Annotated in this window: 11 protein-coding genes; 4 read left to right on the top strand and 7 right to left on the bottom strand. The window is 71.6% G+C overall.

The features are described from left to right. Positions 1 to 387: 387 nt before the first annotated feature. The gene (locus ACHFIV_RS31200) at positions 388 to 1,218 is read left to right on the top strand and encodes a transglycosylase family protein (protein WP_398975953.1); all 831 of its coding nucleotides are present in this window, start codon (positions 388 to 390) and stop codon (positions 1,216 to 1,218) included. A gap of 714 nt (positions 1,219 to 1,932) precedes the next feature. On the opposite strand, the gene ACHFIV_RS31195 is transcribed toward ACHFIV_RS31200, so the two are convergent. Further along, positions 1,933 to 2,151, bottom strand: a complete 219-nt coding sequence (locus ACHFIV_RS31195) for a hypothetical protein (RefSeq protein ID WP_398975951.1) — start codon at positions 2,149 to 2,151, stop codon at positions 1,933 to 1,935. Positions 2,152 to 2,326: 175 nt separating this feature from the next. Here ACHFIV_RS31195 and ACHFIV_RS31190 point away from each other — a divergent pair, with 175 nt between their 5' ends. Both ACHFIV_RS31190 and ACHFIV_RS31185 read left to right on the top strand, forming a co-directional pair. Further along, entirely contained in the window at positions 2,327 to 3,088 is a 762-nt protein-coding gene (locus ACHFIV_RS31190) for an HAD family hydrolase (protein ID WP_398975949.1), read from the top strand. Further along, the gene (locus ACHFIV_RS31185; RefSeq protein WP_398975947.1) at positions 3,088 to 5,517 is read left to right on the top strand and encodes a glycoside hydrolase family 65 protein; all 2,430 of its coding nucleotides are present in this window, start codon (positions 3,088 to 3,090) and stop codon (positions 5,515 to 5,517) included. Before ACHFIV_RS31190 ends, ACHFIV_RS31185 begins: the two co-directional genes overlap by 1 nt. Positions 5,518 to 5,550: 33 nt before the next feature. Here the strand turns inward: ACHFIV_RS31185 and ACHFIV_RS31180 are convergent, their stop codons facing one another. From ACHFIV_RS31180 to ACHFIV_RS31165, 4 genes are all read right to left on the bottom strand, one after another. After that, entirely contained in the window at positions 5,551 to 6,246 is a 696-nt protein-coding gene (locus ACHFIV_RS31180) for a class E sortase (RefSeq protein WP_398975945.1), read from the bottom strand. A 79-nt stretch (positions 6,247 to 6,325) separates the two neighbouring features. Then, the gene (locus ACHFIV_RS31175; RefSeq protein WP_398975942.1) at positions 6,326 to 7,990 is read right to left on the bottom strand and encodes an ABC-F family ATP-binding cassette domain-containing protein; all 1,665 of its coding nucleotides are present in this window, start codon (positions 7,988 to 7,990) and stop codon (positions 6,326 to 6,328) included. Positions 7,991 to 8,445: 455 nt separating this feature from the next. Next, positions 8,446 to 9,564 (bottom strand): NADH:flavin oxidoreductase, encoded by a 1,119-nt coding sequence (locus ACHFIV_RS31170; protein WP_398975940.1) that lies wholly within the window; start codon positions 9,562 to 9,564, stop codon positions 8,446 to 8,448. Between the two features lie 179 nt (positions 9,565 to 9,743). Then, on the bottom strand, positions 9,744 to 10,490 hold the full coding sequence (locus tag ACHFIV_RS31165; protein ID WP_398975939.1) for a DUF1838 family protein: 747 nt from the start codon (positions 10,488 to 10,490) through the stop codon (positions 9,744 to 9,746). A 472-nt stretch (positions 10,491 to 10,962) separates the two neighbouring features. On the opposite strand from ACHFIV_RS31165, the gene ACHFIV_RS31160 reads away from it, so the two are divergent. Then, on the top strand, positions 10,963 to 11,559 hold the full coding sequence (locus ACHFIV_RS31160; RefSeq protein ID WP_398975937.1) for a hypothetical protein: 597 nt from the start codon (positions 10,963 to 10,965) through the stop codon (positions 11,557 to 11,559). Between the two features lie 369 nt (positions 11,560 to 11,928). Here the strand turns inward: ACHFIV_RS31160 and ACHFIV_RS31155 are convergent, their stop codons facing one another. Together ACHFIV_RS31155 and ACHFIV_RS31150 are read right to left on the bottom strand one after the other, a co-directional pair. Continuing rightward, positions 11,929 to 12,369 (bottom strand): hypothetical protein, encoded by a 441-nt coding sequence (locus ACHFIV_RS31155; RefSeq protein WP_398975935.1) that lies wholly within the window; start codon positions 12,367 to 12,369, stop codon positions 11,929 to 11,931. Positions 12,370 to 12,685: 316 nt separating this feature from the next. Beyond that, a complete protein-coding gene (locus tag ACHFIV_RS31150; RefSeq protein WP_398975934.1) occupies positions 12,686 to 13,519 on the bottom strand; it encodes a PIG-L family deacetylase in 834 nt (277 codons plus the stop codon). Positions 13,520 to 13,879: the final 360 nt, after the last annotated feature.

The following is a 13,879-nucleotide window of genomic DNA, read 5'->3' as shown; positions in this document are numbered from 1 at the left end:
CCCACCCGGCGGCATACCGGGTGAGGACGGCCCGCGCCGTCGTGGATGCCGACGCCCTCGGTGGACGCCTCCCGGACCGGCGCGCAGGAGCCACGGACCCGGATCTCCCGCTCGGCGTCCACGGCGGAGGGTCCCGCCCGTCGCCGCAGAGAGTGCGTGACGCTCCGGTACGGCACGCAGTGGTGCTCCGCCGGGGAGCCGTGCGCAGTCGCGCCGCGCGGCAGCCGGACCGACGGAGTACGCGAGGGCGGAGAGTGCCGTGAGGGGCCTCCACCCGGGTGAATGTGCGGGCGTTGGACGCGTCAAAGCCCCATAAAAAGATTATCGGCGGCTTATCTGTTCGTGCCCTTGCACACCTTCTGGAGCTCACAGCGGAGGAATACCGTCATGCCGGCATCACCCCTCGCCAAGCGGCCCGTCGAATCGGTGCTCGCCCTTCTGCTCGTCCTCCTGAGCGTGCTGGGCCTCTCCGGCCGCAGCGCCGCGGACGCCCCGGCCCAGGCTCCCGCCCAGGGCCCCTCCCAGGCGGTGCCGGCCCAGGCCGCTCAGACCCGGACGGTCACCGCGCCGACTGTCACGGCGGGCACGGACTGGGACCGCATCGCCGAGTGCGAGAGCAACGGCCGCTGGAACATCAACACCGGCAACGGCTACCACGGGGGGCTGCAGTTCGCTCCCTCCACCTGGAAGGCCTACGGAGGCGGTCAGTACGCACCGCGCGCCGACCTCGCCACCCGGTCCGAGCAGATCGCCGTCGGTGAACGCGTCGCCCGCTCCCAGGGAATGGGTGCCTGGCCCACCTGCGGGCGCCTCGGTGCGAACGGAACGTCGTCGGGCTCCTCGTCCTCCTCCTCGTCCTCGTCGAACGGCGCCGACCGGAGCGACAGCGCTCAGGCAGCCCCGGAACGGCACTCGACCGGCAGTTCGAACAGCGGTTCCTCGTCCGGCAGCGGTTCGTCGTCCGCCGGTTCGGCCGTCGGCACCGGTGGCAGCACGGACAGCGGTTCCTCCGGCAGCGACAGCGGCGTGACGCACCACTCCGAGGACCTCGTCGACGCGGAGACCTACGTCGTCGAACCGGGCGACTGCCTGTCGGTCATCGCCGAACGCGCGGACGTACCCGGTGGCTGGCACGCGCTGTACGAGCTGAACCGCGAGGTCCTGGACCGGGGACCGCACCTCATCTTCCCCGGTCAGCGCCTCCGTCTGAACGTCTGAGCGTCTGAGCGGTGACGGGTCACGGTGATCCACCGGACCGGCATCGCAGGAGCGTCCGCAGGGAGCAGCCGGCGCGCTACGCCGGTACCCGGGACCGGCGGGAAGAGCCGGCGGGCCTGAAGCGGACAGGCGTGAACGGCCGCGATGACGACGACGTCGTCACGGTGGCCCCAAGAACTTGAGCAGTGTCTCCACGGCTTCGCGACCGGAGCCGGAAGTCACCACACCACCCTCGGGAGTGAGGGCACGGACCTCGTCGACGACAGCACACCACCCAGGGCGCTTCGAAGAAATCCCCGGTGAACCGCGCGGTGCGGCCGAGGTACCGGCCGGCACGATCCGCGTACCACCGTCACCACCCGGCCCCGGGGCGGCAGAAGCTTCGGGAAGTGGACGCCAGACCGGCGCGCAGGCATCGGACTACAGCGGTCCGGCGGCCTCGTGGCGCCAGGAGAAAGCCAGGAGGGACATCAGGTGGTTGAGCTCGCGTTCGACCGCGGCCCCGTGAGCCACGGCGCAGGCCCCGGACAGGAGTCCGGTGGAACCCGGAACGTCCGTGGAGGGAACGAAGGCGCGGCGGACCGCACGCGTGTGGCCGGACCCGGCCCCGCGGAGCGAAGCGGCGCACGGACCCGTAGCCGGCGGACGACGTCGCGGAGGTGCTCTCCCGGTGCTGAGGCCGTCCCCGCCCCGGAACGGGACACGGGAGCGACCTCAACGGCCGACGGAACGCGCGTCCCGGGAGGAGCCGGACACGTCCCCGGCCTCCGCCTCGTAGCTGCGGCAGTCAGGGTTGTGACACGGCCCGGGGCCCCAGTGCGGGACGAAGACTCCGAGGGTCTTGTGCCGCGCCAGTACGGTCGCGACGGGCTGCTTGCAGGCCGGGCACACGTACTCCGCCTGCCGATCGGTCTGACGCTCGGTTCTGGCCATGCTTTTACGGTAGACCCGAAGGGGACATTCACAAACTTTTCCGGCTTTTTACCCGGACCGGACCCCTGTCCTGCCCCGGAGGCCGGAGAACCCGCTCCGTACGCCACGAGGAGCGGCCCGGCCCGGAACCTGGTGCCATGGAACGGGGGACGTCTCGACGAAGGGACCACCGGTCATGGCTCGCGCACCGTCACCGGCCGCTGTCCTGCTCTCCGTGCACGCCGTGGTCTTCGACACGGACGGCGTGATCACCGACTCCGCACCGGTGCACGCCGCCGCCTGGAAGAAGGCGTTCGACGCCTGTCTGTCCGCCCACGGAAGCCTGCGGCCCTTCGACGAGGGGGAGGACTACCGGCGCCACGTCGACGGGAAGTCCCGCCTGGACGGTGCCGCCGCCTTCCTCGCGTCCAGAGGCCTCCGACTCCCCGAGGGCACTCCCGACGACCCACCGGGCACCGCCACGGTCCGGGCGGTCGCCGCACGCAAGGACGAGGAGTTCACCAGGAGCCTGCGCACCCGGCCGATCGAGGTCTGGCCGGGAACCGTCCGCCTCCTGCACGTGCTGCACGACGCGCGGGTGCCGTTCGCGGCGGCGTCAGCGTCCCGGCACGCGACCGAGCTCCTGGCCGGGGCGGGGCTCCTGGACCTGTTCACCGCGGTGGTCGACGGCAACGAGGCACGTCGCCTGGGACTGCCCGGCAAACCGGATCCCGCCCTCTTCACCGAGGCGGCTCGGCGCCTGGGGGTCCCGGCCGGGGAGACCGCTGTCGTGGAGGACGCGCTCGCCGGAGTGGAGGCGGGGCGGCGCGGCGGCTTCGGACTGGTCGTCGGAGTGGACCGCACGGACACCCCCGAGGGAGCCGCGGGGCTGCGCCGTCACGGAGCCGATCTCGTCGTGGCCGATCCCGGCGACCTGCTGATCGACGGGGAGGAATGATGGCGCGCGGCTGGACCTGGGCGTACGAGGGCTACGAACCAGGGAAGGAGCGCCTGCGCGAGGCGCTGTGCACCCTCGGCAACGGCTACTTCGCCACCCGGGGGGCCGCGCCCGAGACGTCCGCGGGCACGACGCACTACCCGGGTACCTACGTGGCGGGCTGCTACAACCGGCTCACCTCCTCCGTCCAGGGGCGCCAGGTCGAGAACGAGGACATGGTCAACCTCCCCAACTGGCTGCCCCTGCGCTATCGCATCCGCCCCGCCGGCGCCGGTACCGGCCCGTGGCTGACCCCTGACCACGCGTACCTGGTGGACCACGGGCAGTGGCTCGACCTGCGCGGCGGGACGCTGACCCGTCGCTCGGTGTACGAGGACGAGGCCGGCCGGCGGCTGACCGTGGAACAGCAGCGTCTGGTCCACATGGGCGACCCCCACCTGGCCGCGCTGCACACCGTGTTCACCGCCCACGGCTGGTCGGGGGAGCTCGAGGTCGAGTCCGGGATCGACGGCGATGTCCGCAACTCCGGTGTCGCGCGTTACCGGGACCTCGCGAACCGCCACCTCACGGGCTGGGAGACCGGCACGGAGCCGAGGTCCGCGGTGTGGCTGCGCTGCCGCACGGTGGAGTCGGACATCGGGATCGCCCTGGCCGCCCGCACCACCGCCTCCTGCGGGCGGGAACGCGACGGGGATCACCGGGCGGAACCCCGGCAGGAGCCGCGCGCGGTCCATCAGACCCTGCTGCTGCCGCTGGCACCGGACGCCGAAGCGGTCGTCGACAAGACGGTCGCGCTCTTCACCTCACGGGATCCGGCGATCGGCAGTCCGCTGCGGGCCGCCGTGTCCGCGGTCGACGCGGCGCCGGAGTACTCCCGGCTGCTGACGTCGCACCGCCGGGCCTGGGCGGATCTGTGGCAGCAGGTCAAACTGGAGGTCCCGGGCGAGCCCGGACGCATCCTGCGGCTGCACCTCTTCCACGTGCTGCAGACCCTCTCACCGCACACCGCGGAACTCGACGCGGGCGTGCCGGCCAGAGGCCTGCACGGTGAGGCGTACCGGGGGCATGTCTTCTGGGACGAGCTGTTCGTCCTGCCCTTCCTGAATCTGCACCTCCCGGAGATCTCCCGGGGGCTGCTCGACTACCGTCACCGGCGGCTGCCCGCGGCCTGCGCCGCCGCCCGTGCCGTGGGCAGGGGCGGGGCGATGTACCCGTGGCAGAGCGCCGACGAGGGACGGGAGGAGACGCAGCAGGTCCACCTCAACCCCCGCTCGGGTCGCTGGCTGCCCGACCGGTCACGGCTGCAGCACCACGTCGGCTCGGCGGTCGCCTACAACGTGTGGCAGTACTGCCAGGCCACCGGCGACACGGAGTACCTGTACTCCAAGGGCGCCGAGATGGTGCTGCAGATCGCGCGCTTCTGGGCGGACAGCGCCGTCTGGGACGACTCCCTCGGGCGGTACCGCATCCGTGGGGTCGTCGGCCCCGACGAGTACCACGACGCCTATCCGGACTCCGACGCGGCAGGGCTGGACGACAACACGTACACGAACGTGACGGCGGCCTGGGTGCTGGCACGGGCCGGTGAGCTGTGCCGCGACCTCCCCGAGATCCGGTGCCGGCAACTCCTCGACCAGATCGGGACCGACCCGGCGGAGACGGACCGCTGGGACGACATCTCCCGGCGGTTGTACGTGCCCCACCACCAGGGTGTCGTCAGCCAGTTCGCCGGCTACGGGGAGCTGGACGAGCTCGACTGGGAGGGGTACCGCAAGCGGTACGGGAACATCCGTCGCCTCGACAGGATCCTGGAGGCGGAAGGCGACACCGTCAACCGCTACCAGGCGTCCAAGCAGGCCGACGTGCTGATGCTGGGCTACCTGTTCGCGCCCAGGGAACTCGCCGCGCTGTTCCGGCGGCTGGGCCACGAACTCGACGACGAGACCTGGCGGGCCACCGTCGACTACTACGTGCGGCGCACCAGCCACGGCTCCACCCTCAGCTCCCTCGTCCACGCCTGGGTGCTGGCCCGGGTCCACCGCGACGACGCCTGGGCGTACTGCGAGGAGGCACTGATCGGCGATGTCGCCGACATCCAGGGCGGTACGACGGAGGAGGGCATCCACCTGGGCGCGATGGCCGGCACCCTCGACTTCGTCCAGCGCGGCATGACGGGGCTGGACACCCGCGACGACGCCCTGTGGCTCGCGCCGGCCACCCTGCCGCAGCTCTCGAAGTTCCGGATGCGGCTCCGCTTCCGCCGGCACTGGGACGTCGACCTGCGCATCCGCGCCGAGCGCCTCAGGATCGCCGTGCCCGACTCGGAGCGGCCGGGGGTCCGGGTGAAGCTGGACGGCAGCGCGTACGTCATCGAGCCCGGGACGGCGCGGTGGCTCGAGCTGCCGACCGACATGCCCGGAGGGTCGTGAGGGCGCCCGCGCGGGCTTGCGGTGCCCGTCCGCTCAGGCGGGCCGTGAGGACACCAGGACACCGATCTTGTCGATGCGGTGCTCCGGATTGTGGTGGGCGTCGCGCCAATAGTTCCCGGCCGCGTCGTCCTCCGGGGTCGCGCAGGTGGAGAGGGTGATCATCGCCCGGGTCGGCTCCTCACCCGGTTCGCCCGGCACCTCGGCCCGCTGCTCGGCGAGCGAGCGTTCGGACCGGAACGACGTCTGGCGGGTCCCGGTGATCCGGTACTCGTACACGGTGCCGCTCTCCTCGACGAGGACGGCGTCGCCCTTCCCCAGTGACGGCAGGTCCCTGAGCGGGCCCCCGGCGGAGAGCCGGTGGGCCGTCACGAGGTAGTTCCCGGTCTCGCCCGGCCCGACGCCGCCCTCCGGGCCGTACGGACTGGCGGCCACGCCCCGGTCCTGGACACGGGTCCCCGGGCCGTCGTCCGTCGTGCCCTCGTACGGAACCACACGCAGCTCCGCCACGCCGATCGCCGGGATGGTGAGCTCCGCCGTCGCCGTACGCGGATCGGTCCGGTCCGACGGTGCCCCGGCGGGCTCACCCGCCACGGCCGGCGCGGCAGCGGGAGAGGGCGTGGGAGGTCCGCCGGCTGCCACTGCCACCGGACCGCCGGCGGCCAGCAGGACGACGACGGCCGCGCCCGCGAGTGACCGGGGAACGCCTGACAACGCGTGGAGTCGGTGCATGACGGGATCCGGGTCGGTGGCCGGCCGCTGCCGGGGCGAGCCGTGGAGCGCGGCCCGCACCCTTCCAGTACACCACCGGTCACACGCTCGCGTCGGGTGCGCCGAGCAGCTCCCGCACCTCCTCGGCCGCCATCTCGGTGAGCTCCTCGCCCACGAGCAGCCAGCGGGTGACACCGGCCGACTCCAGGAACGCCAGGTCGTGGCCGGCGATCATCAGCGCCCCCTCGTAGGACTCGAGCGCACCCGTCAGCTGCCGCACGCTCGCCAGGTCCAGGTTGTTGGTCGGCTCGTCCATCAGCAGCAGCTGCGGGGCAGGGGTGGCGAGCATCGTCGCCGCGAGGGCGGCGCGGAAACGCTCGCCGCCGGAGAGGGTGCCGGCCTGTTGCTCGGCGCGGGCTCCCTTGAACAGGAACCGGGCGAGCTGTGAGCGGATCTCGTTGTCGGTGGTCCCGGGCGCCATGCGCGCCACGTTCGCGGCGACGCTCAGCCCGTCGTCCAGCACGTCGAGGCGTTGCGGCAGGAAGCGCAGCGGAACGAAGGCCCTGGCCTCGCCGGACTCCGGCGCCAACTCCCCTGTGAGGGTGCGCAGCAGCGTCGTCTTGCCCGCCCCGTTGCGCCCGATGAGCGCGACGCGTTCAGGCCCCTGGACGTGGAGTTCACCGTCGCGCAGGGCACCGTAACGAGGGCGCAGGCCCCGCACGCTCAGGACCGTACGGCCGGCCGGGACGGCCGTGTGGGGAAGCCGCACACGGATCTCGGCGTCGTCACGGACCGCCTCCGCCGCCGTGTCGAGCCGCTCCCGTGCCTCCTGGAGCCGGTCCTCGTGCAGACCGCGGAGCTTGCCCGCCGCCTCCTGGGAGGACCTCTTGTGCTCGCCCGCGACGATCCTCGGCGCGCGCCGCTGTGCGTCCATCTTCTTGTTGTGCCGCTGGCGGCGGGCCACCTTGATCTGGGCCTCCTCCAGTTCCCGTTTCTGCCGGCGTACGTCGGACTCGGCGGCCCGCACCATGCGTCCGGCCGCCTCCTGCTGGGTGGCCAGCGCCTCCTCGTAGGCCGACCAGCCACCGCCGTACCAACTCACCGAACCCGCACGCAGATCGGCGATGCGGTCGACCCGTTCCAGCAGGTCGCGGTCGTGGCTGACCACGACGAGCACGCCGGACCGCCAGGAATCGACGGCCTCGTACAGCCGACGACGCGCAAAGACGTCGAGGTTGTTGGTCGGCTCGTCGAGCAGCAGGACGTCGGGGCGTTTCATCAGCAGCGCGGCCAGGCGCAGCAGCACGGTCTCGCCGCCGGACAGCTGGCCCACGGTGCGGTCGAGACCGACGTCGCCGAGGCCGAGCGAACCGAGGGTCGCCAGGGCCCTTTCCTCGACGTCCCAGTCGTCACCGACCGTCTCGAAGTGCTCCTCGGCCACGTCGCCGGCCTCGATCGCGCGCAGCGCCGTACGCCGCTCGGTGACACCGAGTGCGTCCTCGACGCGGACGTCCGTGTCGAGAGTGAGGTTCTGCGGGAGGTAGGCGAGGTGGCCTCCCGCGGTCACCGAGCCCGCGGACGGTTGCAGCCGGCCGGCCAGCAGCCGCAACAGGGTGGACTTACCGGAGCCGTTGGTACCGACGAGCCCGGTCCGGCCCCGGCCGAAACTGAGGGACAGCCCGTCGAAGACCTCTGTGCCGTCCGGCCACCGGAAGGACAGGGCGGAGCAGCTGAGGGAGGCGGCGGGCGCGGCGGGATGTGACATGTGATCCTCGCAGTCGAAAGCGTGTGAACAGGGGCTTCGTTTGCGAGCACCACGCGGCGACCGGCCGGGAGAGGGGAGGGTGCGGTCCTCCGGGGAGACGGGGGACGGCGTATGCACCGAGGTCGCATCCACGCGGGCGGGTCACGGGGCGGCAGGAGAGCCGACAGGACGTGACGGGCTACGGCAGGGGCCGTACCGCGCGATGATCGCGGACCTCAGATGCGCAACGTCCACCTCTATCGGAGACGACAGGACACGAAAACTGTACACCGAGCGCCGTCGCGGGGGCGGGAACATCGGTCCGGAAGGGACGTACGGGAACGGGGGCCTTCTCGCACGGCCCGCGCCCGCCACCGGGTACGGAGCCGGGGATCCGGGCCCGGGGCGGCCGCCGTGCGGGCGGCCCGCCCCGGGGCCACGGCAGGTGATCTCCGCGGTGCCCGGTCACCGTCCTGTCAGCGCAGGGTCTTGAGCATCTCCGCGCTGAACGGCGTGATGTCCTCGGTGCGTCCGCGCAGCGTCTTCGCCGCCCACTCGGGGTCGGCGATCAGCGCGCGGCCGACGGCGACCATGTCGAACTCGTCGCGCTCCATCCGCTCCAGCAGCTGACCGATGCCGGTGACCGAGGAGCTGTTGCCCTGGAAGGCGCTGAAGAAATCGCCGTCGAGGCCGACCGAGCCGACGGTGACCGTCGGCCGGCCGCTGATCTTCTTCACCCACCCGGCGAGGTTCAGGTCGGAGTCGTCGAACTCGGGCAGCCAGTAGCGGCGGGTCGACGCGTGGAAGACGTCGACGCCGGCTTCGGCCAGCGGCGTGAGGATGCTGTCGAGCTCCTCGGGCGTCCGGGCGAGCTTCGCCTCGTAGGCGTCCATCTTCCACTGGGACATGCGGAAGAACAGGGGGAAGTCGTCGGACACGGCCGCGCGGCACGCCGCCACGATCTCCGCCGCGAAACGGGTGCGCGCCACGATGCCGCCGCCGTACGCGTCGGTGCGGCGGTTACTGCCCGCCCAGAGGAACTGGTCGATCAGGTAGCCGTGCGCTCCGTGCAGTTCGACGCCGTCGAAGCCGAGACGCTCCGCGGCGGCCGCGGCGTCCGCGAACGCGGCGATGACCTCGTCGAGGTCCTTCTGCGTCATGGCGCGCCCCTTGGGCTCGCCCGCCAGGGAAACGCCCGACGGGCCGACCGGCTCCGCCTCCGCCACGGGCGGGGTGCCCTCGGCGCGGGTCACGCCGACGTGCCACAGCTGCGGGATGACCGCGCCGCCCTCCCGGTGGACGGAGTCCACCACACCGGCCCAGCCCGCCAGCGCCTCCTCGCCGTGGAAGAGCGGGACGCTGCCGCTGGTGCCCGCGGACGCGTGGTCGACGTAGGTGCCCTCGGTGATGATCAGCCCCACCCCTCCGGCGGCGCGGCGGGCGTAGTAGTCCGCCACGTCCTGACCCGGCACGCCGTCCGGGGAGAACTGCCGGGTCATGGGCGCCATGGCGATCCGGTTGCGCGAGGTCAGTCCGCGTACCGCGAACGGGCGTGAGAGAGCGTCTGCCGCACGGCCTGCATATTCGTCTGTCACTGTGTGTCCTGTTCATGGGGTGAGGAGTGGTGCCTCTGGCGCAACCGGCGGACGCCACCCCGGAATCCCGTGCGCACCCCGATGTGGTCAAACTCTCCCGGCCGCCGCCCCGTGCCGCCGTTCCCGACCCCTCCGGCAGCAGGTGGCCACTGCCTCCGCCGTGGTGGAAGGGCCCGGGGCTACTCCGGCGGGTGCAGCTTCCGGAAGTACGTCCAGCTGGTCTCGTTCGGCTCGCTCCACTCCTGCGGGGCGTGGGCGAACTCCGGGTGCCGGTCGGCGATGTAGGCACGGATGCGCTCGGGGGCCTCGGCGTACGAGCCGAGTTTCCGGCCCCGGCAGTGGAACGTGAGGCCGCCGGGCGCCTGGCCGCGCGCCATCCACGGGAGCCACGGGGACATCCGGGACCACGACATGGTGGCGGGGACGCCGGCCGCCGGACCGGCGAGAGCGGCCCGGTCGGCGAAGAACTGGAAGAGCTCCAGGGCCTTGTACGTGTCGCCGGACGAGTGGACCGGGTACTGGGCCACCGGCAGCGGAGAGGGGTAGGCCAGCGGGATCTCCAGGCTGAAGCAGACCTGTCCGCCGAGCTCGGTCACCGGGACGGGAAACGCCCCCCACCTCTGGTTCGCCGGGTCGTTCCAGACGTGCACCACCGGCAGGTCCTGCCACGTCTCCAGGATCCCGCGCGTCGCGGGGTCCAGATAGAAGGCCGCCTCACGGCTCAGCAGCCGGTAGGAGTCAGGGCCGGCTCCGGGGTCCTGGACCAGACGGGCGACGTTGAGCCCTTCGAAGCCGAAGACGCGCCGGTAGGGCTCCTCGGGGGCCCAGGAGTACACGTCTCCCGACCACCAGTACGTGACCTCCTCGCCGTCGAGCGAGGCGCGGGTACGGGCGAAGGCGCGGAGCCGATCTGCCGGTGTCGTCATACCGACCACTCTGCGCCGCCACCGAGGCGGCCGTGCGGAAACGCGCGGACCGGGGCGGAAACGACCGGAAGGAGCCGTTCCCCGGGCTCCGGGGCCGGCCGGAGACTCCGGGACCCGGGCCTGGTGAGGAACGACGGCCCCCGGCCCATGGGCTTCGTCGCCGGCGCCGGTCCTGCGGACGAAGAGCTGTCGGACGCGCCGACGAACCCGGCGGACCCCCGGCCCGGAAATACCGTACGAAACACTGCGCGGGCCGAATACGGTCTGGCCGCGAATATAGCCGCGCTTTCTACGGGTGCTGCTTTTATCCGGTGCAGGGGAAGGGGTGTGTGCCCTTCCTGGGGCGAAATTGTTCGGCGGGCAGAGATGCGCTGTCCTGGTCGTGAGAACATCGAGTAATAGTAAGTGGGTGATCGATTTCGTGATAGAGTCTGAATGCATTCACAGGACGCCACGATAAAAGGGGAATGGCGTGAACACCGAGAAGGTCACGGCTCGACGTCTTACGGCCGAGGACATTGCAGAATTGGGACTCCAGGACGGCATCTTCGTCTCGGCAGGGACGGACGGCCTTCCTCTCGACTGCTACGCCCCGGCTTTCCTCACCAAGCCGGGCAAGGAATTCGAGGGAGGGGCCTTCACCGCGAGGACGATCTTCGGTGAGGAGGTCCAGGTCCTGCCGGGCAACGCCGAGGAGGGCGGCATCTGGATCGCCGACAAGGCGGGGGAGGAGATCGAGGTACTGCAGAGTGCGGGCGTCCTCTTGAACCTCGCCCTGTTCGTTCCCGGCGGGAACAAGGAGTCCCTGGAGTCGCTCTACTCGGCCGCGCGCGACGCGTTCGGCGCGGGGGTCGTCCAGCGCTGGAGCGAGGAGATCGTCGCGGTGCCGGACGTCAAGGTCGACCTGTTCGAGGAGCCTGCCCGGGGCCGGAAGAGCAACAGCCAGAACCGGGACCGACGCGCCCTGGACATCTACCCGACCCGCGTGCGGTTCCTCGAGCCCAGCGAGGGCTGGAAGTTCGTCGTCGAACCGCACCAGGAGATCGTCGACGACACCCCGACCATCTGACCTGACGTCAGGTCGGACGCCGGTCGTCCACGGGAGCCCGTCAGCTCGCTGGCGGGCTCTTCCCCGGTCGAGCTGACCGAACTGCGGCTCAGGCAGGGCCCTCCCTGTGCTGTGCCATGTCCGCCCGCCCCTCTGCCGTCTCCGCCGATGCCGTGCACCCATGGGGACACACGTACGGCTGCGCGGGATGCCTCGGTTACCGAGCCCGGACGAACCCGCAGGGGACCCACGACAAACACCGAGGCGTCACGACAGACACGGAGGGGATGGCACGGCCGGCTTCTCGCGGCAGGACCTGACCGCCGACGCGAGGCAGCTCCGCCCGGTCAGGCCGTGCCTAGGTGCCCCTCACTCCGGCGTGACGCGTTCTCAGGGCGGCACAGGCGGAAGTGTGTCGGCGAAGGGATGGGAAATGCTTCCCCATGTGAAAACGAATCCGTGCTCTGCGGTGTCGTAGCGGACGCCGGCTCCCGAATCCCGCAAGGCGAACCGCTCATGAAGCCACCCGTTCATCGCGAGTGCCACTGCTTCGGACCGGTAATGGGCCGGCGGGCATTCCAGTGAGGAGACGTGGACGAGAATCCCCTCGGGAAAGAGTTCACCCAGCGCGGGGGCGTTGAGGGATACGCCGAACGCCAGCCAGGCCGCATCCTTCCAGTGCAGGCCCGACGCGGGAAGGCCGAGCCAGATGTTGCCGTGGATCTGGATGCTGTGCGGAGGGATGCCGTCTTCGGTTGCTCGGGTTTCTGCCCGCAGGTTCACCGCGAGCCCGCCCCTTGGCCCTCGATATCGAAAGGCGAATTCCTGCATCGCGTTCCCCTCCGGACTGTTCGTTCGCGACGGCTGCACATTCGCCTGTGAGTACAGGCTGCTGCAGCTGCTCGATGGTCGGGCGGAGGCCGTGCGGCGGTCGTTCCACCGGCCGGAAGGGCGGAGCCGTGTACGCGGCGCGGGGTGATACGGCGTCCCGGTGCGACGTGGCCTCGCGGCGGAGGGCCGGCGACCGGCTGAGTCACCTGCTCCAGCAAGGAGCCCCGGGCCGGCGGCCAGGGGCTCCCCTCCGTCGTCCGGCCCCAGGGCCGAGACCGATCACCCGGGCCGGGCCCCGGCCGGGTGAACGGGCCGGTCAGCGCAGTCCGGCGAAGAGGTCGCTCTCGGGTACCGCCGTGCCGGTGGCGTCCTTGACGCGGAGGAACGTCTCCGTGCCCATCAACTCGCCGAACCGCTCCTTGCCCATCCTGAGGAAGAAGATGTTCTCGCCCTGACTGGCGTGCGCGGCCAACGCGTCGAACTTCTGACCGCTGAAGGCGGTGGTGTCCACCCACGTGGTGATCTCGTCGTCGGGGAGGCCGATCTCGGCCATCGCGGCGGTCTCGGCGGGATCGGGCTCCGGCATGTCCTCCTGGAACTCGCGCATGGTCTCCCCGAACCGCCGCATCATCGAGCGGGGCATCGTCGTCCAGTACACCTTCGGTGTCAGGGCGGTCATCTCCAGGGCCGCCATCGTGATGCGGTGGGCCTGGATGTGGTCGGGGTGCCCGTAGAAACCGTTCTCGTCGTAGGTGACGACCACATCGGGCCGGTAGTGCCGCATGAGTTCCGCGAGCCGGGCGGCGCCCTCCTCCACGGGCGTCCGCCAGAAGGATCCGGGGGCGTCGTTGGTCGGCCAGCCCGTCATCCCGGAGTCGGCGTAGTCCAGCATCTCCAGATCGCTGATCTTCAGGACGTCACAGCTGGCCTCGAGCTCCTTACGGCGTATCGAGGCGACAGCCGCAGGATCGTGCCCGGGATCGCCTGGCTTGACACCCCCCGGTCCGTCACCGCATCCGCCGTCGGTACACGTCACGAGAACCGTGCGGACACCTTCCGCCGCGTACCGGGCGAGGACCCCTCCTGTCCCGGTGGCCTCGTCGTCGGGGTGGGCGTGTACTGCCATGAGCGTCAAGGGCCGGTCAGTCATGAAAAACAGTCCTCCTGCGGAACTACGTCGTCGTCCGGGTGCGCGGGCGGGCCACCGGCCCCAGGGGCCCGGTCTCGGGTGGGGTGGACGACCGCGCGGTGTCGGTGCGCCCCCCGCCCGTGCGGCGCCGGCCCCTCGGTCGGTGCAACCGCGCGGGCGGGGCCAACTGTTCCCGCCCCGCCGCCCGGCCCTCCATGCGTCTGCGTCCCGCAGTGAGGCGGCACCGGGGCCGCGCCCCGCACGGCTCGCCGCCGCGCCGCGCGGAGGTCACGGGCAGGGCACGTGCCGGCGGTGCCGCACGTGCTCCCGCGCCCCGGTGGAGCCTCAGTGGAGGTGTTCGTCCCGCCGGACGGGACGTGG

The organism is Streptomyces sp. ALB3, from assembly GCF_044385685.1.
Lineage (GTDB): Bacteria > Actinomycetota > Actinomycetes > Streptomycetales > Streptomycetaceae > Streptomyces.
The sequence above is the reverse complement of the archived record's forward strand: the minus strand, read 5'-3'. Positions and strand labels throughout refer to the sequence as shown.

Bases quoted from the DNA above. Each gene is read 5' to 3' on its own strand.
- ACHFIV_RS31165 (WP_398975939.1), bottom strand. From the start codon at position 10,490: ATGACGACACCGGCAGATCGGCTCCGCGCCTTCGCCCGTACCCGCGCC.
- ACHFIV_RS31195 (WP_398975951.1), bottom strand. From the start codon at position 2,151: ATGGCCAGAACCGAGCGTCAGACCGATCGGCAGGCGGAGTACGTGTGC.
- ACHFIV_RS31180 (WP_398975945.1), bottom strand. From the start codon at position 6,246: ATGCACCGACTCCACGCGTTGTCAGGCGTTCCCCGGTCACTCGCGGGC.
- ACHFIV_RS31190 (WP_398975949.1), top strand. From the start codon at position 2,327: ATGGCTCGCGCACCGTCACCGGCCGCTGTCCTGCTCTCCGTGCACGCC.
- ACHFIV_RS31150 (WP_398975934.1), bottom strand. From the start codon at position 13,519: ATGACTGACCGGCCCTTGACGCTCATGGCAGTACACGCCCACCCCGAC.
- ACHFIV_RS31200 (WP_398975953.1), top strand. From the start codon at position 388: ATGCCGGCATCACCCCTCGCCAAGCGGCCCGTCGAATCGGTGCTCGCC.
- ACHFIV_RS31185 (WP_398975947.1), top strand. From the start codon at position 3,088: ATGGCGCGCGGCTGGACCTGGGCGTACGAGGGCTACGAACCAGGGAAG.
- ACHFIV_RS31155 (WP_398975935.1), bottom strand. From the start codon at position 12,369: ATGCAGGAATTCGCCTTTCGATATCGAGGGCCAAGGGGCGGGCTCGCG.
- ACHFIV_RS31175 (WP_398975942.1), bottom strand. From the start codon at position 7,990: ATGTCACATCCCGCCGCGCCCGCCGCCTCCCTCAGCTGCTCCGCCCTG.